This is a genomic window from Natronohydrobacter thiooxidans, from assembly GCF_001884735.1.
Taxonomy (GTDB): Bacteria; Pseudomonadota; Alphaproteobacteria; order Rhodobacterales; family Rhodobacteraceae; genus Roseinatronobacter; species Roseinatronobacter thiooxidans_A.
Genome location: NZ_MJAP01000034.1, coordinates 230,114 through 252,332 on the forward strand (window position 1 = coordinate 230,114; position 22,219 = coordinate 252,332).

At 65.4% G+C, this 22,219-nt stretch carries 21 protein-coding genes; 17 read left to right on the forward strand and 4 right to left on the reverse strand.

Features of this window, described 5'->3' with window-relative positions; translation table 11 throughout:
- Window position 1: 1 nt before the first annotated feature.
- The 10 genes from murA to recR all read left to right on the forward strand — a co-directional run bounded on the left by murA (window position 2) and on the right by recR (window position 9,238).
- On the forward strand, window positions 2-1,270 hold the full coding sequence (murA, locus tag BG457_RS15780; protein WP_071798392.1) for a UDP-N-acetylglucosamine 1-carboxyvinyltransferase: 1,269 nt from the start codon (window positions 2-4) through the stop codon (window positions 1,268-1,270).
- Window positions 1,267-1,746 (forward strand): DUF2948 family protein, encoded by a 480-nt coding sequence (locus BG457_RS15785; RefSeq protein WP_071798395.1) that lies wholly within the window; start codon window positions 1,267-1,269, stop codon window positions 1,744-1,746. The genes murA and BG457_RS15785 overlap by 4 nt, the downstream gene beginning before the upstream one ends.
- On the forward strand, window positions 1,746-3,047 hold the full coding sequence (hisD, locus tag BG457_RS15790; RefSeq protein ID WP_071799232.1) for a histidinol dehydrogenase: 1,302 nt from the start codon (window positions 1,746-1,748) through the stop codon (window positions 3,045-3,047). Before BG457_RS15785 ends, hisD begins: the two co-directional genes overlap by 1 nt.
- A gap of 108 nt (window positions 3,048-3,155) precedes the next feature.
- Window positions 3,156-3,821, forward strand: coding sequence for a haloacid dehalogenase type II (locus tag BG457_RS15795; RefSeq protein ID WP_071799233.1), 666 nt, complete (start codon window positions 3,156-3,158; stop codon window positions 3,819-3,821).
- 1 nt (window position 3,822) lies between these two features.
- On the forward strand, window positions 3,823-4,644 hold the full coding sequence (locus BG457_RS15800) for an alpha/beta fold hydrolase (RefSeq protein WP_071798397.1): 822 nt from the start codon (window positions 3,823-3,825) through the stop codon (window positions 4,642-4,644).
- Window positions 4,623-5,618, forward strand: a complete 996-nt coding sequence (locus tag BG457_RS15805; protein WP_071798398.1) for a threonine ammonia-lyase — start codon at window positions 4,623-4,625, stop codon at window positions 5,616-5,618. Before BG457_RS15800 ends, BG457_RS15805 begins: the two co-directional genes overlap by 22 nt.
- Window positions 5,605-6,390, forward strand: a complete 786-nt coding sequence (gene pcaD, locus BG457_RS15810) for a 3-oxoadipate enol-lactonase (RefSeq protein ID WP_071798400.1) — start codon at window positions 5,605-5,607, stop codon at window positions 6,388-6,390. The genes BG457_RS15805 and pcaD overlap by 14 nt, the downstream gene beginning before the upstream one ends.
- Before the next feature lie 135 nt (window positions 6,391-6,525).
- Window positions 6,526-8,271 carry a DNA polymerase III subunit gamma/tau gene (locus BG457_RS15815; RefSeq protein ID WP_071798402.1) on the forward strand — a complete coding sequence of 582 codons (1,746 nt, stop codon included), beginning with the start codon at window positions 6,526-6,528 and terminating at the stop codon, window positions 8,269-8,271.
- A 15-nt stretch (window positions 8,272-8,286) separates the two neighbouring features.
- Window positions 8,287-8,631 (forward strand): YbaB/EbfC family nucleoid-associated protein, encoded by a 345-nt coding sequence (locus tag BG457_RS15820; protein ID WP_071798404.1) that lies wholly within the window; start codon window positions 8,287-8,289, stop codon window positions 8,629-8,631.
- Between the two features lie 7 nt (window positions 8,632-8,638).
- A complete protein-coding gene (gene recR / locus BG457_RS15825; protein WP_071798406.1) occupies window positions 8,639-9,238 on the forward strand; it encodes a recombination mediator RecR in 600 nt (199 codons plus the stop codon).
- Between the two features lie 65 nt (window positions 9,239-9,303).
- Here recR and BG457_RS15830 read toward each other — a convergent pair whose 3' ends face one another.
- Window positions 9,304-9,696 (reverse strand): VOC family protein, encoded by a 393-nt coding sequence (locus BG457_RS15830; RefSeq protein WP_071798408.1) that lies wholly within the window; start codon window positions 9,694-9,696, stop codon window positions 9,304-9,306.
- 1 nt (window position 9,697) lies between these two features.
- Complete coding sequence (locus BG457_RS15835) at window positions 9,698-11,179, reverse strand: replicative DNA helicase (RefSeq protein ID WP_071798410.1); 1,482 nt, start codon at window positions 11,177-11,179, stop codon at window positions 9,698-9,700.
- A 226-nt stretch (window positions 11,180-11,405) separates the two neighbouring features.
- Between BG457_RS15835 and hisS the strand changes: the two genes are divergently transcribed.
- Genes hisS through hisG form a run of 3 tightly spaced genes read left to right on the forward strand, consistent with a single transcriptional unit; the run spans window position 11,406 to window position 14,757 of the window.
- Complete coding sequence (hisS, locus tag BG457_RS15840) at window positions 11,406-12,986, forward strand: histidine--tRNA ligase (protein WP_071798413.1); 1,581 nt, start codon at window positions 11,406-11,408, stop codon at window positions 12,984-12,986.
- Entirely contained in the window at window positions 12,983-14,053 is a 1,071-nt protein-coding gene (locus tag BG457_RS15845) for an ATP phosphoribosyltransferase regulatory subunit (protein ID WP_071798415.1), read from the forward strand. The genes hisS and BG457_RS15845 overlap by 4 nt, the downstream gene beginning before the upstream one ends.
- Window positions 14,050-14,757, forward strand: a complete 708-nt coding sequence (gene hisG, locus BG457_RS15850; RefSeq protein WP_071798417.1) for an ATP phosphoribosyltransferase — start codon at window positions 14,050-14,052, stop codon at window positions 14,755-14,757. The genes BG457_RS15845 and hisG overlap by 4 nt, the downstream gene beginning before the upstream one ends.
- A gap of 23 nt (window positions 14,758-14,780) precedes the next feature.
- On the opposite strand, the gene BG457_RS15855 is transcribed toward hisG, so the two are convergent.
- Window positions 14,781-15,269, reverse strand: coding sequence for an MgtC/SapB family protein (locus tag BG457_RS15855; protein ID WP_071798419.1), 489 nt, complete (start codon window positions 15,267-15,269; stop codon window positions 14,781-14,783).
- A 192-nt stretch (window positions 15,270-15,461) separates the two neighbouring features.
- Between BG457_RS15855 and BG457_RS15860 the strand changes: the two genes are divergently transcribed.
- Window positions 15,462-16,703, forward strand: a complete 1,242-nt coding sequence (locus tag BG457_RS15860; RefSeq protein WP_071798421.1) for a hypothetical protein — start codon at window positions 15,462-15,464, stop codon at window positions 16,701-16,703.
- Complete coding sequence (locus BG457_RS15865; protein ID WP_071798422.1) at window positions 16,700-18,094, forward strand: cytochrome P450; 1,395 nt, start codon at window positions 16,700-16,702, stop codon at window positions 18,092-18,094. The genes BG457_RS15860 and BG457_RS15865 overlap by 4 nt, the downstream gene beginning before the upstream one ends.
- 311 nt (window positions 18,095-18,405) lie before the next feature.
- Here BG457_RS15865 and BG457_RS20650 read toward each other — a convergent pair whose 3' ends face one another.
- Window positions 18,406-18,537, reverse strand: coding sequence for a hypothetical protein (locus tag BG457_RS20650; RefSeq protein WP_281249246.1), 132 nt, complete (start codon window positions 18,535-18,537; stop codon window positions 18,406-18,408).
- Here BG457_RS20650 and BG457_RS15870 point away from each other — a divergent pair.
- Window positions 18,536-19,501 (forward strand): PstS family phosphate ABC transporter substrate-binding protein, encoded by a 966-nt coding sequence (locus BG457_RS15870; RefSeq protein ID WP_071798425.1) that lies wholly within the window; start codon window positions 18,536-18,538, stop codon window positions 19,499-19,501. The genes BG457_RS20650 and BG457_RS15870 overlap by 2 nt on opposite strands.
- A 77-nt stretch (window positions 19,502-19,578) precedes the next feature.
- Window positions 19,579-22,206, forward strand: coding sequence for an ABC transporter permease subunit (locus BG457_RS15875; RefSeq protein ID WP_217649532.1), 2,628 nt, complete (start codon window positions 19,579-19,581; stop codon window positions 22,204-22,206).
- The last annotated feature ends 13 nt before the right edge of the window (window positions 22,207-22,219 follow it).

Consider the following 22,219-nt stretch of genomic DNA (forward strand, 5'->3'; position numbering starts at 1 on the left):
GATGGATTCGATTGTAGTGAGCGGGAATGGCCCTCTGAACGGGCAAATCCCGATTGCGGGCGCCAAGAATGCCTGTCTGACGCTGATGCCCGCAACGCTGCTGACCGATCAGCCGCTGACCCTGACCAATGCGCCCCGCCTGTCGGATATCCGCACCATGTCGGCGCTGCTCGGCTCGCTTGGCGCCGAAGTCGCCAGTCTGCAGCAGGGGCAGGTTCTGGCATTGTCGAGCCATGACCTGACCTCGCATCGCGCGGATTACGAGATCGTGCGCAAGATGCGCGCCTCGATTCTGGTGCTGGGGCCGATGCTGGCGCGGGACGGGCATGCGGTTGTCTCGCTGCCCGGTGGTTGTGCGATTGGTGCGCGGCCTGTGGATCTGCATCTGCGCGCGCTGGAGGCGATGGGGGCAGAGCTGGATCTGCGCGATGGATATGTGCATGCGAAAGCGCCCGGCGGGCTGAAGGGTGCGCGATTCGAATTTCCCATCGTCTCGGTCGGGGCCACGGAAAATGCGCTGATGGCGGCGACATTGGCCAAGGGCACGACCGTTCTGGTCAATGCCGCGCGCGAGCCTGAAATCGTCGATCTTGCCCAATGCCTGCGGCGCATGGGCGCGCAGATCGAGGGCGAGGGCACATCGACCATCACCATTCAGGGGGTGGCCAGCCTTGGCGGGGCCACGCATCCGGTGGTGACAGACCGGATCGAGCTGGGCACCTATATGCTGGCGCCTGCGATTGCGGGGGGCTCGGTCGAATGTCTGGGCGGCAGGCTCGATCTGGTGCAATCCTTTGCGGACAAGCTGAGCGAGGCGGGCGTCGAGGTCGAGGAAACCGCGCGCGGGCTGAAAGTCACGCGCAACAGCGACCGGCTGCGGGCGGTCAATGTGGCGACCGAGCCCTTTCCCGGCTTTCCGACCGACCTGCAGGCGCAGTTCATGGCGGCGATGTGCACGGCGGACGGGGTTTCGGTGCTGGAAGAGCATATTTTCGAGAACCGTTTCATGCATGCGCCGGAACTGATGCGGATGGGGGCGAAGATCGATGTACATGGCGGCACGGCCACTGTGACCGGCGTCGCGAAACTGCGCGGGGCGCCGGTCATGGCGACGGATCTGCGCGCCTCGGTCTCGTTGATTCTGGCCGGACTGGCTGCCGAGGGCGAGACGGTGGTGAGCCGCGTCTATCATCTGGACCGGGGTTACGAGCATGTGGTGCGCAAGCTTGGCGCCTGCGGGGCGAAGATCGAGCGGATCAAGGGATCATGAGCGACGCGCGATTCGAGGACGGGGCCGAACGCCCGCTGCGGCTGGCAGCACAGGATGGCGAGGATCTGAAAATCCTCTCCGCGCTGGTGCAGGATGCTGTCTTTCCGGTCACGGAAATGGCCTGGGATGCGAAGCGCCGCCGTTTCGCGCTGCTGATCAACCGTTTCCGCTGGGAGGACCGCGCGCGGGCCGAGGCTGCGGGCGATTTCGAGCGCGTGCGCGCGGTGCTGCTGATCAATGACGTGCAGGCGGTGGCCTCGAACGGGATTGACCGCGATGACCGTGACCTGATCCTGTCGCTGCTGGCCATCGAGTTTCACGGCACAGAGGACGGGGCAGGGCATGTGCATCTGATCCTTGCGGGCGACGGGGAAATCCGGCTGGCGGTGGAATGTCTCGATGTGGTGCTTTCTGATGTGACGCAGCCTTACCGCGCGCCATCGCGCAAAGCGCCGAAACACCCCGAGGTGGAATGATGCCGGTTTTTCTGGACAGTGCCGCGCCCGGTTTCGAGGCGCAGTTTTCGGCGCTTTTGAGCGCCAAACGCGAAGAAGCGGTCGATGTGGATGACACGGTGGCGGCGATCATCGCGGATGTGCGCGCGCGCGGCGATGCGGCGGTGATCGAGCTGACGGCGAAATTCGACCGGCTGGATCTGACGTCCGCGACGCTGGCTTTCACGCCAGACGAGATCGACGCGCATTGCGCGCGCGTGCCCGACCATGAGCGCGCGGCGCTGGAACTGGCGGCGGAACGCATCCGCGCCTATCACGCGAGGCAGCGCCCCGAGGATGCGCGCTGGACCGATGCCAGCGGCGCGGAACTGGGCTGGCGCTGGGGGCCGGTGGCGGCGGCGGGGCTCTATGTGCCGGGGGGGCTGGCAAGCTACCCGTCCTCGGTGCTGATGAATGCGATCCCGGCGCAGGTGGCGGGGGTCGAGCGGCTGGTGATCTGCGCGCCGACACCGGCCGGGCAGGTCAATCCGCTGGTGCTGCTGGCCGCGCGGCTGGCGGGGGTCGAGACGGTCTACCGGATCGGCGGCGCGCAGGCGGTGGCGGCGCTGGCCTATGGGACCGAGACAATCGCGCCGGTGGACAAGATCACCGGGCCGGGCAATGCCTATGTCGCCGCCGCCAAGCGGCGGGTCTTCGGGCGCGTGGGGATCGATATGATCGCGGGGCCATCCGAGATCCTCGTCATCGCCGATGCCGAGAATGACCCGGACTGGATCGCGCTTGATCTGCTGTCGCAGGCCGAGCATGACGAAAGCGCACAATCGCTGCTGATCACGACGGATGCGGATTTCGGGCGCGCTGTTGCGGCGGCGGTCGAGACGCGGCTGCAGACGCTGGAGCGCCGCGCCATCGCGGGCGCAAGCTGGCGCGATTATGGCGCGGTGATCGTGGTGCGCGATCTGAGTGAGGCCGCGCGCCTGTCAGACCGGATCGCGCCGGAGCATCTGGAGCTTTGCGTCGCTGATCCCGACGCGCTGCTGGGGCAGATCCGCCATGCGGGGGCGGTGTTTCTGGGCCATTGGACGCCCGAGGCGATTGGCGATTATGTCGGCGGGCCGAACCATGTGCTGCCCACTGCGCGTTCGGCGCGATTCTCCTCGGGGCTGTCGGTGCTCGATTTCATGAAACGCACCACACTGGCGCGGATGACGCCCGAGGCGCTGGCGGCGATCGGGCCTGCGGCGGAAACTCTGGCGATTTCCGAGAGCCTGGAGGCGCATGGGCTGTCGGTGCGGGCGCGGCTGGACCGGCTGAACCGCTGAGGTTTCGCGCGGGCATTGAGCTCGGATTGAGTATTTTTGGCAAGAAAATGAACAGGGGCTTTTCCCTGTCCTGCTGCCGTGACACTCTGGCGCGCGATGGAGGGAAGCATGGTCCGGCTTTGCGTCTTTGATGCCTATGGCACCTTGTTCGATGTCGATGCGGCGGCGCGGGAAAGTGCTGTGCCGGGGGAACTCTGGCCTGCGCTCTCGGCGGATTGGCGGCGCAAGCAGCTGGAATATAGCTGGTTGCGGACCGTGGCGGGGGCGCATGTCGATTTCTGGCAGGTGACGCAGGATGCGCTGGACTGGGCGCTGGCGGCGCACGGGCTGACGGATGCGGGGCTGCGCGCGGAATTGCTGGGGCTCTATCTGCGGCTGGCGCCCTTTCCCGAGGTGGAGCCAGTCCTGCGGGCCTTGCGCGCGCGGGGGATGGCGCTTGCGATTCTGTCGAACGGATCGCGGGACATGCTGGATCAGGCTGTGCGCGGCGCGGGGTTCGGGGATATGTTCGAGGCAGTGCTTTCGGTCGATGATGTGGGCGCGTTCAAGCCCGCGCGCGCGGTCTATGACATGGTGGGCGCGCGGTTTGGCATCGTCCCGCGCGAAGTGCTGTTCATCTCCTCGAATGGCTGGGATATCTGCGCGGGCGCAGCTTACGGGTTCCGCACGTTCTGGCTCAATCGTGCGGGTGCGCCGCCGGACCGGTTGCATGGGCGGCCCGAGGCCGAGGCGCGGGACATGGGCGAATTGCTGTCGCATCTGGAAAGGCTTTGAGATGCCTGAATTCACGGCCCCGGACGGGGCGACGCTGCATTACCGCGATGAGGGCCATGGCAGGGCGCTGCTGTGCCTTGCCGGGCTCACGCGCAATGCGTCCGATTTCGACTATCTTGCCCCGCATCTGCCGCCCCTGCGCCTGATCCGCCCCGATTATCGTGGGCGGGGGCAATCCGACTGGACCGGGGCCGACACTTATACCGTGTCGCAGGAGGGCGCGGATGTTCTGGCGCTGCTGGATCATCTGGGGCTGGATCAGGTGGCGATCCTGGGCACCTCGCGCGGCGGGCTGATCGGCATGTACTTGGCCGCAGTCGCGAAGGACCGGTTGCGCGGGCTGTGCCTGAATGATGTGGGGCCGGTGATCGAGACCGGGGGGCTGGCCCGTATCTCGGATTATGTCGGGCGCAACCCTTCAGCGCGCAGCCATGCCGAGGCGGCGCTGGCGCTGGAGCGCGCGCATCCCGAGTTTTCCGGCCTGCCCGAGGGGCGCTGGCTGGAAGAGGCGCGGCGGCATTTCATCAAGACCGATCAGGGCCTGCAGATCAATTACGACCCGGCGCTGCGCGCGGCGTTTCTGGCCGCAATGACCGGCGGCGGGGGGGATCTATGGCCGATGTTCGACGCTTGCGCGGGGCTGCCACTTGCGCTGATCCGCGGCGAGACATCGACCCTGTTGAGTGCCGCGACCGCAGAGGAGATGCAGCGCCGTCGCCCGGATATGGTTTATGGCGAAGTGCCGGGGCGCGGGCATATCCCGTTTCTCGATGAGCGCGAGTCGCTGCGCGTGATCCATGAATGGTTGGGGATGTGCCTGTGAATATCGACCTGATCCGCGCCGCTGAAGCGCGCCTTGCTGGCCATGCGCGGCGCACGCCGCTTTTATCCTCGCCCTTTCTGGACCGGATCGCGGGGCGGCGGGTGCTGGTCAAGGCCGAATGCCTGCAACATACCGGCAGTTTCAAGTTTCGCGGGGCATGGTCAGCGATCACGGCCTTGCCTGCGGATGTGCGCGGGGTGCTGGCCTATTCCTCGGGCAATCACGCGCAGGGGGTTGCCTATGCGGCGTCGCTGCGCGGGCTTGCGGCGGTGATCCTGATGCCGCGCGACGCGCCCGCGATCAAGATCGCCAATACCCGCGCGCTGGGGGGCGAGGCGGTGCTCTATGACCGCGCGACCGAGGATCGCGATGCGCTGGGCGCGGGCCTGGCGCAAGAGCGCGGGCTGGAGCTGATCCCGCCCTATGATCATCCGCAAGTGATTGCCGGGCAGGGGACGGCGGGCTTGGAAATCGCTGAACAGGCGCGCGCGCTGGGGGTGAGCAAGGCCGAGATGCTGGTCTGTTGCGGCGGGGGCGGGCTGAGTTCCGGCATTGCACTGGCGCTGGAGGCCGAGGCGCCGGAGATGCGCGTGCGCACGGTCGAGCCCGAGGGCTTCGATGATGTGGCGCAGTCGCTGGCCTCGGGCACGGTCGTCACCAATCCGCTGCGTTCGGGCCTGTGCGACGCGATTGTCACGCCCGCGCCGGGGCGTCTGACCTGGCCGATCCTGCAGCGGCTCTGCGGGCCGGGGCTGGTGGTCAGCGATGCGCAGGCGCTGCGCGCGATGGCGCTGGCGCAGGAACGGCTGAAACTGGTGCTGGAACCGGGCGGCGCGGTGGCCTTGGCGGCGGCGCTGTTCCTGCCCGGTCAGATCGAGGCGGACACGGTGATCGTCACCGCCTCGGGCGGGAATGTGGACCGCGATGTGGTTCTGCGCGCGCTTGCCATGGGAGAGAGCGATGCCGAGTGCTGAACTGGGGGATATCCGCCTGAATTATGAGCTCACCGGTCCCGAAGAGGGGCTGCCGGTGGTGTTCTCGAACGGATTGGGATTGAGCCTTGCGATGTGGGAGCCGCTCCTGCCGCATCTGCCCGCAGACTGGCGTATCCTGCGCTATGACCGGCGCGGGCATGGGGCATCACAGGTCTCGCCGCCGCCCTATACGATGGGCCAGCTTGTGCGCGACACGGAAGGGCTGCTTGACCATCTGGGGATCAGGGAGTGTGTCTTCGTCGGCCTGTCGCTGGGGGGCATGGTGGCGCAGGGGCTGGCGGTCAAGCGCCCGGACCTGATCCGCGCGCTGGTTCTGTCGAACACAGCGGCGCGCATCGCCACCGCCGGGATCTGGCAGGATCGCGCCCGTCTGGCCCGCGAGGGCGGGCTTGCCGTGCTGCTGGATGGCACGCTGGAGCGCTGGTTCACGCGCGACTTCCGCGAAAGCCCCGAGGTCGCGCGCTGGCGCGAGATGTTCCTCGCCACGCCGCTGGAGGGCTGGCTGGGCGGCGCGCAGGCCATTGCCGGGACGGATTTCTACACCACGACTGCAGCCCTGACCCTGCCCACGCTTGGCATTGCCGGCGACCGCGATGGCTCGACCCCGCCGGATCTGGTGCGCGAAACCATTGATCTGATCGCGGGTTCCGAATTTGCGCTGATCCGCAAGGCGGGCCATCTGCCGCATGTCGAACAGCCCGCGCACTACGGCGAAATCCTGACGCGCTTCGTGCAGGCGCATGTCACCTGATCCATGTTTCATTTTCTTGCCAAAAATACTCAGACACAGCCGCGCGGCACAGCGCAGCGCCGCCGCTCACAAAACGGCGTTTCCATCCGGCCCGGCCCGCGCTAGGTTGCACAGGATCAGAACAGGCAGACCCGCATGAGTGACACCCAAACCCCCTATCAGGTTCTGGCGCGCAAATACCGCCCCGAGAGCTTTGCCGATCTGATCGGGCAGGAGGCGATGGTGCGCACCCTGCGCAATGCCTTTGCCGCTGACCGCATCCACCATGCTTTCGTGATGACGGGCATCCGTGGTACCGGCAAGACCACCACCGCGCGGATCATTGCCAAAGGGCTGAACTGTATCGGGGCGGAGGGGCAGGGCGGACCCACGACCGAACCTTGCGGGGTTTGCGAGCATTGCGTGGCGATTTCCGAGGGGCGCCATGTCGATGTGCTGGAAATGGACGCAGCCTCGCGCACGGGCGTTGATGATATCCGCGAGATCATCGCCTCGGTCGCCTATCGTTCGGCAAGCGCGCGCTACAAGATCTATATCATCGACGAAGTGCATATGCTGTCGAACAATGCCTTCAACGCGCTGTTGAAGACGCTGGAAGAGCCGCCCGCGCATGTGAAATTCATCTTTGCCACCACCGAAATCCGCAAGGTGCCGGTCACAGTGCTGTCGCGCTGCCAGCGCTTCGATCTGCGCCGGATCGAGCCCGAAGTGATGATCGCGCATCTGGAGAAGGTCGCGAAGGCCGAGGGCGGGCAGGTGGCCCATGATGCGCTGGCGCTGATCACCCGCGCTGCCGAGGGCTCGGTGCGCGACGCGATGTCGCTTCTCGATCAGGCGATCAGCCATGGCGCGGGCGAGACGACCGCCGATCAGGTCCGTGCCATGCTGGGGCTCGCGGACCGGGCGCGGGTGCTGGATCTCTTCGAGCGGATCATGCGCGGGGATGCGGCGGGCGCGCTCACGGAACTGGCCGCGCAATATGCCGACGGGGCCGATCCGATGGCGGTGCTGCGCGATCTGGCCGAGATCACGCATTGGCTGAGCGTCACCAAGATCACGCCCGAGGCCGGAAATGACCCGACCATCCCGCCCGAGGAGCGCGACCGCGGCGCGCAGATGGCCTCCAGCCTGCCGATGCGGGTGCTGTCGCGCGCCTGGCAGATGCTGCTGAAGGCGCTGGAAGAGGTGGCACAGGCCCCGAATGCGATGATGGCGGCGGAAATGGCGATCATCCGGCTGACCCATGTGGCCGATCTTCCCTCGCCCGAGGAACTGGTGCGCAAATGGCATGATGCCACGCCTCCGCCTGCGGGCGGGCCGGGCGGACGGCCTGCGGCGCCAGCGCCTGCAGGCGCTGGCGCCCCGCGTGCCTCAGGCGGGCGCGGTGGCGGTTCCGGGCCACAGGCCGCGCTGGCCGGTGCGGTTCCGGCGCTGGCACATTACCCGGATTTCGACGCCGTGGTGGCGCTGATCCAGCAAAAGCGCGATATGGCGCTGCTGCTGGAAGTGGAAACCACGCTCCGGCTGGTGAAATACAGCCCCGGCCGGATCGAGTTCCAGCCGACCCCGGATGCCGCGCCCGATCTGGCGGCGCGGCTCGCCGGGCGGTTGCAGGGCTGGACCGGCGCGCGCTGGGGGGTCTCGGTCACATCCACCGGCGGCGGCGCGACGCTTGCGGAATTGCGCACGGCGGAAAGCGACGCGAAAGCGGCGCAGGCGCGGGAAAACCCGGTTGTGGCGGCGGTCTTCGCGGCATTTCCCACCGCCCGGATTGCGGAAATCCGCGACCTGCGCGCCCCGGAAGCGGAGGCAGAAGACGCCAGTCTGACCGAGACGGTGGCGGCATTTGATCCCGATTGGGATCCCTTTGAAGATACATGAGGAAAGGCTGACAAGATGCTGAAAGGTTTGGGCGGAATGGCCGATATGGCCAAGATGATGAAAGCCGCGCAGGATATGCAGACCAAGATGGCGCAGCTTCAGGAGGATCTGAAGTCGATCAAGGTCACGGGCGAATCCGGGGCGGGACTGGTCAAGGCCACGGCGACCGCCAAGGGCGAATTGACCGCGCTGGATATCGACCCCTCGATCTTCAATGCGAAGGACAAGGAGGTGGTCGAGGATCTGATCCTCGCCGCGATCAAGGATGCGCAGGCCAAGGCCGAAGCGCGCGCGCGCGATGAAATGGGCCGGATCGCCGAATCCATGGGCCTGCCGCGCGACATGAACCTGCCGCTCTGAGGCGCGCTTGGACCGCGCCCCGAGCGAGATCGAGACGCTGATCGCGCAGCTTGCGCGACTGCCGGGCTTGGGGCCGCGCTCGGCCCGGCGCATGGTGCTGCATCTGCTGCAGCGGCGCGACCAGAGCTTGCGGCCCTTGCTGGCCGCGCTGGAGCGGGTGGCGCAGACCGCTGTGACCTGCCGGCGCTGCGGCAATATCTCGACCCTGCCGGAATGCGAGATCTGCACTGATCCGCGCCGGGCGACCGGCGAGATCTGCGTGGTCGAGGATGTCTCGGGCCTCTGGGCGATGGAGCGCGCGGGTGTGTTTCGCGGGCGCTATCATGTGCTGGGGGGCACTTTGTCGGCGCTGGATGCAGTGGGGCCGGAGGATTTGCGGATCCCGGATCTGCTGGCGCGGGTCGCGGAGGAGGGGCTGCGCGAGGTGATCCTTGCGCTGCCCGCCACGGTCGATGGTCAGACGACCGCGCATTACATCGCCGATGCTTTGGCGGCGCAGGATGTGCAGGTCACGGCGCTGGCGCAGGGGGTGCCGCTGGGGGGCGATCTGGATTTTCTGGATGACGGCACGATCGGCGCGGCGATGCGCGCGCGGCGGGCGTTCTGAGGGGGCTTTGCCCCCTCTGCGGCTGCGCCGCATTCACCCCCAGAGTATTTTTGGCAAGAAAATGATCAGTAGAGGGTGAGGTCCTGGGGCGGGGTGGCGCGATACTGTGCGAGGCGCGACGCGAGGTCGCCCAGATGCAGTTCCAGCTTGTGGCCGTCGGGGTCGAGGATATAGAGCGACGCGCCCTCGGAGCAGTTCACCTTCCAGACCGGGGCTTCCGCGAGGCGGGCGCAGAGGGTGTGATAATCCTCGGGCGTGCAGGAGAGGGCGATATGGCTGTCATCCTCGCGCAGAGAGGGCGTGCCGTGCTCAAGGCAAAGCCAGAGCGTGCCGCCTTCCAGATAGGCCATGCCTTGGCTTTGCGCGCGCAGCGTCAGGCCGAGCCTGCCCTGCCAGAAGGCGAGGCTGCGCGCCAGATCAGAGACCACCAGCGTCACATGGTTGACGCCCGTGATCACCTCAGAAGCCCTGATCGCCCTGCTGCCAGGGCTTGATCAGATTGCCGAAACGGGTGAAGCGGCCCTCGAAGCTGAGTTCGACCGTGCCGATCGGGCCGTGGCGCTGCTTGCCGATGATGACCTCGGCCTTGCCATGCACGGTTTCCATGATCTCCTGCCATTTCGCCATGGCTTCGAGATCATGATCCGAGGGTTTCTCGCGCTCGCGGTAATATTCATCGCGATAGACGAACATGACCACATCGGCATCCTGCTCGATCGAGCCGGATTCGCGCAGGTCCGAGAGTTGCGGGCGCTTGTCCTCGCGGGACTCTACCTGACGCGAAAGCTGCGAGAGGGCGATCACCGGGATGTTGAGTTCCTTGGCGATGGCTTTCAGCCCCTGCGTGATCTCGGACACTTCCTGCACGCGGCTTTCCTTGGACGTGCCGCGCAAAAGCTGGAGATAGTCCACCATCAGCACATCCAGCCCATGGGTGCGTTTCAGGCGCCGCGCACGGGCGGCGACCTGTGAAATCGGCAGGGCAGGCGTGTCGTCGATATAGAGCGGGCAGGCCTCCAGCGCTTTTGCGGCCTCGACGAAGCGGCGGAATTCGGCCTCGGTCATGTCGCCACGCCGGATCTGCTCGGAGGGGACTTCGGCAGCTTCCGACAGGATCCGCGCGGCCAGCTGTTCGGCGCTCATCTCCAGAGAGTAGAAGCCCACGACGCCGCCATCGACCGCGCCTTCGCTGCCGTCATGGCGCATCCCGCGCTTATAGGCTTTGGCGATGTTGAAGGCGATATTCGTGGCCAGCGAGGTCTTGCCCATCGAGGGGCGCCCGGCCAGGATGATCAGGTCGGAGGGGTGCAGCCCGCCCAGTTTCTTGTCGAGATCGATGAGCCCGGTGGAGATGCCCGCAAGCCCGCCATCGCGCTGATAGGCGGCATTGGCCATGTTCACGGCATCGGTGACGGCCTTGAGGAAGCTCTGAAACCCGCGTTCGGCCACGCCCTGTTCGGCGAGTTTATAGAGGCGTTGCTCGGCCTCGACGATCTGCTCTTTCGGCTCCGAGGCCACATCCATTTCGGCGGCCCGCGCCGAAATATCCTGCCCCAGCCGGATCAGGTCGCGCCGTACCGCCAGTTCATAGATCATCTGTGCGTAATCGCGCGCGGCATAGGCGGAAATCGCGGCGGCGGCGATGCGCACCAGATAGGCCGGGCCGCCCAGTTCCTTCAGCCCGGCATCTTCGTCCATGAAGGCTTTCAGCGTGACCGGCGAGGCCAGCGCATTCTTGCGGATGCGCGCGCTTGCGATCTCGAAGATGCGCTGATGGACAGGATCGAAGAAATGTTCGGGTTTCACGAAGCTCGATACCCGGTCATAGACATCGTTATTGACCAGAATCGCGCCGAGAAGTTGCTGTTCGGCCTCGATATTATGGGGCAGACCGATTTCTGCACCACTTTCCCGCGACCGGATCGCCGTGATCTCGTTCATTCCTGTCCACCAGTGCTCTGCTCGATTTTGTCCGACACTAGCAGGATTCGGGGCTGTCGCGCAAATTGTATATTCCTGTGGGCAAGCTGTGGATAAGCCGATCTTGTGGGGCTTCGCGTGTTTTGCCCCCATATGCTGGGGTCGGGGCGCGGGACTGGTCAGCAGGCTTGCCCCTTTGACGGCCATCCGTTAAGCGAGAGCCGCAAGCTTTCAGGGAGCCGTCCGCATGGCGAAGAACAAGGGCCCGAGACGCCCAAGGGCAGAGACGCCCAAGGGGTTCCGCGACTATTTCGGCGCGGAAGTGACCGCGCGCAAGGCGATGCTGGACAAGATCGCGGCGGTCTATCATCGCTACGGGTTTGACGCGCTGGAAACCTCTGGCGTGGAAACGGTCGAGGCTTTGGGCAAGTTCCTGCCCGATGTGGACCGCCCGAATGAGGGTGTCTTTGCCTGGGAAGAGGATGGCGACTGGCTGGCGCTGCGCTATGACCTGACGGCACCCTTGGCGCGGGTGGCGGCGCAGTATCGCAATGACCTGCCGACCCCTTACCGGCGCTATGCGATGGGGCCGGTCTGGCGCAATGAAAAGCCCGGTCCGGGGCGGTTCCGGCAGTTTTATCAATGCGATGCGGATACGGTGGGCGCGGCCTCGGTGGCGGCGGATGCCGAGATCTGCGCGATGCTGGCCGATGCGCTGGAGGCCGTGGGGATCGAGCGCGGGGATTATGTGATCCGGGTGAATAACCGCAAGGTGCTGAACGGGGTGATGGAGGTTGCGGGGATATTGGACCCGGCGGACCCGTCCAAGTTCGAGGCCGAACGCGGGATCGTGCTGCGCGCTATCGACAAGCTGGACCGGCTTGGGGTGGAGGGCGTGCGCGCGCTTCTGGGCGAGGGGCGCAAGGATGAGAGCGGGGATTTTACGAAGGGGGCGGGGCTCAGTAGTGCGCAAGGCGATGTTATCATTGGTTTCTTGAACGCAGGGCAGGCTCATGTTGAAGCCCGAAAGGCTAGGGAGACGCTCCAAAATGAGCAGATTGCTTCGGGGCAAGCCTGCCGGGCGACCTTCACTGGCTCGAATCCGAATTACGCTGTTCTCGGACTACTCGAAGGTTTGGTCGGTTCGTCTGCTGTCGGTATGGAGGGCGTTCGGGAGTTGGAAGAGATTGCTCAGTTGCTCTTCACTCAACGATATTTTGCCGACCGCATCATCATCGACCCCTCCGTCGTCCGCGGCCTCGGCTACTATACCGGCCCGGTCTATGAGGCGGAACTGACCTTCGAGATCAAAGACGAAAAAGGCCGCCCGCGCCAGTTTGGAAGCGTGGCAGGCGGCGGGCGCTATGATGATCTGGTCAAGCGCTTCACCGGGCAGGCCGTGCCTGCAACTGGCGTCAGTATCGGCGTGGACCGCTTGCTTGCGGCCCTCGCGGCCAAGGGTCGGCTCGACACCAGCGCGCAAGGGCCTGTCGTCGTGACCGTCATGGACCGCACCCGCATGGGGGATTACATGGCCATGGTCAATGAGTTGCGCGCAAATGGCATCCGCGCCGAGATGTATCTGGGCAACCCCAAGAATTTCGGCAATCAGCTCAAATACGCCGACAAGCGCCAAAGCCCGGTCGCCATCATTCAGGGCGAGGATGAGGCCGCGCGCGGTGTGGTGCAGGTGAAAGACCTGATCCATGGTGCGCAACTCGCGCAGGAGGCCACACTGGAGGAATGGAAATCGCAGCCTGCCCAGCAGGAAGTCAAACGTGAAGACCTCGTGGCCACGGTGCGCGAGATCATGGGGCGGCACGGATGACACGGGCCGAGGCGCTGGCCGCAACACTTCTGGCCGAGATGCAGGCTGCGGGCGCGGTGCCTGTGGCCGCCGATATCCTGCAACCGGCAGAGACGCTGCTTGATCTTTATGGCGAGGATATCCGCGCGCGGGCCTATGTCACCCATGACCCCGATCTGGGTGAAATGATGCTGCGCCCGGATTTCACCGTGCCGGTGGTGCAGGCGCATATGCGCGAAGGCGCGGAGCCCGCGCGCTATTGCTATGCCGGGCCGGTGTTTCGCAAACAGACCGGCGGGCGGGCGCGGGAATATCTGCAGGTGGGCTATGAGATTTTCGCCCGCAATGATCCGGCGCGCGCGGATGCGGAAGTCTTCGCGCTGTTTGCGCGGTTGCTGGCTGCCTATGATCTGCGGCCCGTCACTGGCGATATCGGCATCCTCAAGGCCGCCGTGGCGGGGCTGACGACCAGCGATCTGCGCAAGACCGCGCTGTTGCGCCATATCTGGCACCCGAACCGGTTTCGCGCGCTTCTGGAGCGTATGGGCGGGCAGGGGCCATTGGCCGGGGCGCGGGCGGATCTGATCGCGCGGCTGCGTGAGAAGCCCACGGGGACGCTGCTGGCAGAGGCGGGGCAGATGCTGGGTCTGCGCTCGGAAGCCGAGATCGCCGCGCGGGTTGAGCGTCTGATTGCGGATGCCCAGACCCCGCCGATTCCGCAGGCGGAAGTGGCCGCGCTGGAGGGGTTGCTGGCGCTGAAATCCCCGGCCTCGGAGGCTCTTGCGCAGATGCGCGCAATGGGATGGGACGCGCTGACCCCTGCGCTGGACCGGCTGGACGCGCGGCTTGACGCGCTGGCGAGTGCCGGAATTGACCCTGCCAGCCTGCCGTTCGAGGCCAGTTTCGGGCGCACCACGATGGAATATTACGACGGGTTCGTGTTCGGCTTCCTGCCCGCGCGTGAGGGGCTGCCGCCCGTGGCGACCGGCGGGCGCTATGATGCGCTGACGGCGGTGCTGGGGCAGGGGCAGGCGATCCCGGCAGTGGGCGGCGTGATCCGGCCCGCGCTTCTGGAGGCGCTGATATGAGCCTGAAACTCGGGGTGCCGTCCAAGGGGCGGCTGATGGAAAAGACCTTTGAGTGGTTCGCCGAACGCGGCATCCGCATGGCCCGCACCGGCGAGGCGCGCGAATATGCGGGCGCGGTCGAGGGGGTGGAGGGCGTGGAACTGGTGCTGCTTTCGGCCAGTGAAATCCCGCGTGAACTGGCGGCAGGGCGCATCCATCTGGGGGTCACCGGCTCTGATCTGGTGCGCGAGACGCTGGCCGACTGGTCCGCGCAGGTCTGGGAACTGGCGCCGATGGGCTTTGGCCATGCCGATCTGATCATTGCCGTGCCGAAATCCTGGGTCGATGTCGAAACCCTCGACGATCTGGACGCGGTGGCGGCGGCCTTCCGTGCCGAGCACGGCTTCCGGCTGCGGATTGCGACCAAATATCACCGGCTGGTGCGCGACTATCTGCGCGCTTACGGGGTGGCGGATTATCAGCTGGTCGACAGTCAGGGCGCGACCGAGGGCACGATCCGCAACCTGACCGCAGAGGCCGTGGCTGATATCACCTCGACCGGCGAGACGCTGCGCGCGAACCATCTGAAAATCCTGCGCGAGGCGCCGGTGCATTGCTCGCAGGCGACGCTCTTTGCGGCGCGCGGGGCGGATTGGAGTGGCTGCAGGGAGGCCTGCGCAGAATTGACGCGGCTGATCGGGGTCGGGATGCCGGATATCGCGTAGCCAGCGCAATGCTTGCACCACGCTCAGTTTTCCTCGTCCGACCGCGAGACCCGAGGCACGAACAGGGGAACCACCGCAAGGATGAGAAGCACCATCGCTGTGGACAGGATGGCGGTGGCTTCGAGGCCCAGTCCGACAATCACCCCGATTCCGGCTGTGGCCCAGATGCTGGCCGCTGTGGTCAGCCCCTCGACCTGATGCGCGGAGCGGTGCAGGATGATCGCGCCCGCGCCCAGAAACCCGATGCCCTGAACGATGCCTTGCAGGACACGTGACATATCGGCCATTGGCATCCCGCTCTGCATCGGACCAATCACGAAGAGGCAGGCCCCGACCGCGACCAGCATATGGGTGCGGACCCCAGCGCTGCGCGCCTTGCGTTCCCGCTCATAGCCCAGAATGCCGCCAAGGATCGCAGCAAGGCTCAGTCGGAGCGCGATGACCGTGATCGCCACGGTATCAGGGATTTCCTGAAATTCGGCGCGGGTCGTGGCCCAGATCTCCTCAAGCATCCTGGTATCCGTTCGCGTCTGCGGCAGCTATTTTTGCAACGCATGTCGCAAGCGTCCGTTCCCTTGCCACGCATGCGCAGGCGCGCAACGTGACTCTGCGCGCGGCGGCCTGCGCGGGGTGGTGGCGCAGGAGCGGCTTATTCTCGCCCGATTTTCGCGCTATGCTGCCGCCGAACAGAGCAGGCGATATCCATGAAGGCCGAGCAATTCGACACCCCGCCAGAGCCCGCCGCGCAGCAAAGCGTGGCGCGGCGGCATGTGTTCTACATTCCCGGCTATGACCCGTTTCCGCCACGGCGCTACCGCGAGCTTTATCGCTGCGAATCGAGCGATCAGGCGAGGATCTCGGGCTACCGGATCAAACAGCGCCCGAGAAAGGGCGAGGGGCCGTATGGCTGGATCGTATCTTCAGACGTCGATGGCATGACCACTGAGGCCGATATCACCATTCTGGAATGGTCAGATATCGTGAAGGATTCGATGCAGGCCGGGATTGCCGCGACCTATTGGCTGCTGGTCAAGACGGCGTGGATTTACCTGTCCACCGGGGTTCTGTTCCGCCTGTTTCGCCTGCGTGCGGGGCCGGGGATTGCGGCGATGTATCCGGTGGTGATGCTCTTGGGGCAACTGGCGCTGGCGCTGCTGGCGGCGGGTCTGGTCGGCTGGGGGCTGTCCTTCCTGCTGCCCGGCTGGCTGGCCTATCTCCTGGGGCTGGGGGTGGTGGTGCCCATCCTGCAGGGGTTTCGCCGCATCGACGGGCGATTTTTCGTGCATTACCTGCTCCTGGATTTCGCCTTTACCGCCAAGCACAAGGGCCGCAACCCGCCCGAGCTAGAGAGGCGGCTGGATGAGTTTGCGCTGCGCATCCGGGGCGCGCTGGAGGATCCGACGCTCGATGAAGTGCTGGTCGTCGGCCATTCCTCGGGCGTGCATCTCGCGGTCTCGGTGCTGGCGCGGGTGATCCGGGCGGGGGGCGTGCCAGAGGGCAAGCTTGGCTTTCTGTCGCTGGGCCATGCTGTGCCGATGCAATCCTATCTGCCGCAGGCGCAGCATCTGCGCGAGGATCTGCGCTATCTCTCGACGCGCGAGGAACTTTTCTGGCTGGATGTCACGGCACCCGGCGATGGCTGTTCCTATGCGCTTTGCGATCCGGTGTCGTCCTCCGGGGCCGCCCCCCGCGAGGGCAAACGCTGGCCCATCGTGATTTCAGCGGTGTTCAGCGAAAGCCTGTCGCCTGAAACCTATCGCAAATACAAGCGCCGCTATTTCCGGCTGCATTTTCAGTATCTCTGCGCTTTTGACCGTCCGCGCGATTACGATTACTTCCTGATCACGGCAGGGCCGCTTTCGCTGGCGGACCGCTACCGGGGCCGCAAATCCTCGGCCTCGGTCAGCCATGCCTGTTATCTGCCCGAGGATCAGCGCCTGCCATGACCCGCCCGCCCATGCCCGCGCACCGGCCTGACCGGGTGCCCTTGTGGCGGCATCTGGCGATGTTCCGGCGCGATATCCTGTCGACGCAGCCCGCGCGGCTCTACCGGGCGAAAATGGCAGAGGTGAAGCTGCCCTTCCTGCATTCGGTGATGGTGAACACGCCCGATCTGGTGCGGCTTGTGCTGCAGGAGCGCCCGCGCGATTTTCCGAAATCCGAGCGCGTGCGCGAAGGTTTGCGGCTGCTTCTGGGCAATTCGGTCTTTGTCACCAATGGCCCGGTCTGGGAGCGCCAGCGGCGCATGATCGACCCGGCTTTCGAGGGCGGGCGGCTGCGCGAGACCTTTCCGGCGATGTGGGACGCGGCGCAGGCCAGTGCCGCCCGGCTGCAGGGGGGCGAGACCGAGATTGAAGAGGCGATGAGCCATGCCGCCGCCGATGTGATCTTTCGCACGCTGTTTTCCCTGCCGATCGAGGATGCCACGGCGGCAGAGGTCTATCAGACCTTCCGCGCGCATCAGCGTTCCGCGCCCATCCTCAACCTTGCGGCGCTGATCCCGCTGCCGCGCTGGCTGCCGCGCTTCTTTCCGCGCGCGACCCGTGAAACGGCGGCGCATATCCGCGAGCTGATCACGCAGATGGTGGCGCGGCGCGCGCGAGAGATTGCCGATGGCACCGCGCCCGATGATCTGGCGACCAAGATCATGACCACGCGCGACCCGGTGACGGGCGAGAGGTTCACCCGCGAGGAAATGGTCGATCAGGTCGCGATCTTTTTTCTGGCCGGGCATGAGACCAGCGCCTCGGCGCTGGCCTGGACGCTCTATCTGCTGGCCACGCATCCCGACTGGCAGGCGCGGCTGGCGCAAGAGGCGCAGGCGTTGCGGCCCTGTATCGAGAGCGGCAGCGCCCCGGATTTCGGGCTGCTGAAACGCTTTCCCCTGATCCGCGACACGTTCCGCGAGAGCCTGCGTCTTTATCCGCCGGTGCCGATGCTGGTGCGCGAAACCCTGCAGCCGGAAGAGTTCCGGGGCCGCAACCTGGGGCGGGGGGCGCAGGTGGTGGTGTCGCTTTGGCATATGGGGCGGCATGAGGCGGTCTGGGACGCGCCGCATGAGTTCCGCCCCGAACGCTGGCAGGAGGCGGCGACCAAAGCCTGCGCGCGCGATGCGTTCCTGCCCTTTTCCAGCGGGCCGCGGGTCTGCACCGGGGCGGGCTTTGCGATGGCGGAAGCTGTGCTGATTCTGGCGCGGCTCCTTTGCGACTGGGAGTTTACAGCCATCGAGGGGCGGGAGCCGGTGCCGATGGCGCATATGACGGTGCGCGCGCGTGACGGGATCTGGCTTCGTCTGAGCGCCCGCACGGTGTCGCCACAGGAAAGCCCCGATATCTGACCGGCGCACCGTTGCCGAGCTGACTGTCCGGCCCGGCACAGATGCAAATCTGCCCGGGGGGCGGGCGAGACCGATTCGAAATCAGCGGTATCGGGCAGGCGAGTCCCGCCGGTGGGTTACCCGCGTTTTCCCTGCCAGCGCCACGAGGCAAGGTGAGACGTCCAAAAAATTAACCTTTTGTCATATCGCGTCATGCAAAGAGGCCCGCGCGACGCCATCGCTTGCGGCAAACCCCGTTGCGGCAGCCTGCCGCTGTGATTCGCAGGCGACAGGCCGGGCGCATTCAGGGGGCCGTCTTGCGGGGTGCGGGCCTATGCGACCTCGGCGTCCGACATCAGACCGGCCCGGAATGTCATCACTGTCACACCACTGTCATAGAGCCTCGCTATCAGCAGCGCATCGAAACAGCCCGGACCGGGCGCTATCCAAAAGGAGCGTTTCATGCGCAACTTCCGTACCCTCACGCTGACAGCTTCGGCATTGGCCCTGAGCGTTGGTGTGGCCAATGCCCAGAATGTCGATCCCAACCTGCCGACCTATGAGGCAGGTTCGGGTGTATCGGGCAACCTGACCTCGATCGGGTCGGACACGCTCAACAACCTGATGACGCTCTGGTCGGAAGGGTTCCGCAGCTTCTATCCGAATGTCGCCGTGCAGATTCAGGGCGCTGGTTCGGGCACCGCTCCGCCCGCGCTGATCGAAGGCACCGCCCAGTTCGGCCCGATGTCGCGCGCGATGCGTGGCTCCGAGATCGAAGAATTTGAAGCCCGCTACGGCTATCCGCCGATCCCGCTGCGCGGCGCGATTGACGCGATTGGTGTCTTCGTGCACCGCGACAACCCTGTCACCTGCCTGAGCCTGCAGGAAGTTGATGCGATCTTCTCCTCGACCCGCGCGGGCGGTGCCGATGCGGCGATCACGACCTGGGGCGAAGTCGGTGCGGAAGGTGAATGGGCAGATCGCCCCATCGCCATGTATGGCCGGAACTCGGCCTCGGGCACCTATGGCTATTTCAAGGATGTGGCGCTGTTTGGCGGCGATTACAGCCCCGAAGTGCGTGAACAGCCCGGTTCCTCGACCGTGATTCAGGGGGTTGCCGCTGATCTGGGGGGCATCGGCTATTCCGGTGTGGGCTATGGCACGGCTGACGTGCGCGCGCTGGAAATCCGTGGCGAGGATGGCAATTGCTATTCGACCGAGGATGCGCCGGAAGGCACCTATCCGGTTGCCCGGTTCCTCTATGTCTACATGAATGTCGATCCTAATGCTGAACTGGAGCCGCTGCGCGCCGAATTCGTGCGCTATGTCTACAGCCAGCAGGGGCAGGCCGATGTGGTCCGCGCAGGCTTCTTCCCGGTGACGGCGCGCATTGCAGACATGGATCTGGAAGCTTTCGGTCTGAAGTAAGATCGCAACTCTCGCGGGTGAGGCAGTTTGCGCTGCCTCACCCTCTCGTTTTTTCCGGCACGCATGGACAGGACCAGATGAGCGACAGCCAAGCCATAAGTCAGACTCAGGAGCGCGCGGCCTCTGCGCGAAAACGCCGGATGACCACCCGCGCCAGCGTCAAGATCGGCGAGCGGGTTGCGGGGGGCGTCATTACGGTCGGTGGCCTGATGGTCATTGTTGCGGTTCTGGGGATCATGGTGTTCCTGTTCCGGGTCGTGGCCCCCCTGATGGCGGGCGGCGAGATGCATGGGTCGGTGCGCCACCAGCTTGCCACGCCTGCGCCGGTGGTCTGGGTGAATGGTGATGAATTCCAGACCCTTTCAACGGTCCTGAGCAGTGACGGCACGGCGCTGACCTATCACCTGCCGACGGGCACAGAGATTTCGCGCGAGGTTCTGGATTTCGAGGGCGCGACGGTCACAGCGATCAGCGGCACGCTGGAACGCGACCGCGTGGCGCTGGGCTTTGACGATGGCACAGTGCGTTTCGCGACGCTGGGGTTTGAAGCGACAGCAACAGCGCAGGCGCGCATGCCGACCGGGCTGAGCGCGCTGACCATGCGCGACCAGCGGCTTGAGGGTCGGGTCTTCACGCGCGTGGGGTCGGGCGATTTCCGCACCCTGTCGGCCCTGTCAGAGCTGCGCACGGTCGAGCAGATCTCGGATGAAGCGATCATTGCGCTGGATTACCGCATCGGCGGCACGCCAGAGCGCCCGATCATCGCTTTTGCGACGGTCGATGCGCAGGGGCAGGTGCGTGTGAGCCGCTCGCGCGTGCAGATCAACATGATGACCGGCGACGAGACTGTGACCACCACCACCACCGACTTGCCGCCCATCGGGCTGCAGGGCGATGAGCAGGTGACGGGGATCCTGCTGTCGGGCAATGCCGACCGCGTACTGATTTCCTCGGATGGCGGGTTCATCTACCGCTATGACCTGCGCAATCTGGACGCCGCCAGCATGGCCGAGCGCCGCCGCGTCGCCGATGACGGGATTGCGGTGACGGCGATGACCTTTCTGACCGCCGAGGATGCGCTGGTCGTGGGCACCGAGCGCGGCGATGTGATGGTCTATTTCCGGCTGCAGACCGGGACCGGCACGACGACAGACGGGCGCGAACTGGTGCGCGCGCGGACCCATGCTTCGATGCCCGCCAGCGTGACCGATATCTCGGAAGCGCAGCGCTCGAAGGAATTTGTCGTCACCGATGCCGAGGGCAATGTCTGGGTCTATCATTCGACCTCGGATCAGGTTCTGATGCGCATGTCGCGCAGCGGCGCGCTGGGGGCCGAGACGCAGGCTATGATTTTCCCGCGCGGCAATGGGGTACTGCTGGCGGCCGAGACCGGTGAGGTGGAAGGCTGGCAGTATTCGCAGGCCCATCCCGAAGTGACGCTGAAAGTGCTCTTCGGCAAGATCTGGTATGAAGGTTACAATCAGCCCGAATATATCTGGCAGTCCACCGCCGGAACCGATCTGGCAGAACCGAAATATTCGCTCGTGCCGCTGATCTTCGGCACGTTCAAGGCGGCGTTCTATGCGATGATCTTTGCCGTGCCGATTGCGCTGATGGCGGCGATCTATACGTCCGAATTCGTCGACAAGCGCGTGCGCGGTACTGTCAAGCCGATGATGGAAATGATGGAATCGCTGCCGACCGTGGTTCTGGGCTTCATTGCGGCGCTGGTGCTGGCGCCGCTGGTCGAGGAATGGATCGGCGCGGTGCTTCTGGGCTTCTTCGCGCTGCCGATGGGGCTGATGATCGGGGCTTTCCTATGGCAGACCCTGCCTGCGCAAATGGCCCTGAAATATGACGGTTTCCCGAAATTCACGCTGATGGGGGTGTCCATCCTTGTGACGGCCTGGATTGCGTCGCGGCTGGGTGTCACGCTGGAACAGCTGCTGTTCTATGGCGATTTCAAGCAATGGACCACGGGCCGGATCGGCACTGGGACACCCTTCATGTTCCTGATCCTGCTGCCGCTGAGCTATTTCGTGACCGCATGGGCCTTCCGCAAGCAATTCGGGCATCATTACCGCGACCTGATCTCGGGCATGGACCGTTCGCGGGCCGGGATGGTCGATGCCGGTCGCTGGATCGCACTTCTGGGGATTGCGATGATCCTGTCCTATGCGGTGGCCGCGCTCCTGACGCTGATCGGCTATGACCCGCGCGGCAGTTTCATCGACAGCTACCAGCAACGCAACGCGCTGGTGGTGGGCTTCATCATGGCTTTCGCGGTGATCCCCAATATCTACACGCTGGCAGAGGATGCGCTGAATTCCGTGCCCGGCCATCTGCGCGCAGCCTCGCTGGCTTGCGGCGCGACGCCCTGGCAGACCGCGCGCTGGGTGGTGCTTCCGACCGCCGCGTCAGGCGTGTTCTCGGCAGTGATGATGGGCATGGGCCGCGCGGTGGGCGAGACGATGATCGTGGTCATGGCGGCAGGCAATACGCCGATCATGGAATGGAACATCTTCTCGGGGCTGCGCACGCTTTCGGCCAATATCGCGATTGAACTGCCCGAAGCGGTGAAGGATGGCACGAATTACCGCGTGTTGTTCCTTGCGGCGCTGACGCTCTTCATCATGACCTTCGTCATCAATACAGGCGCGGAACTGATCCGCCAGCGCTTCCGCAAGCGCGCCTTCAATCTGTAAATCAGGGCTTGGG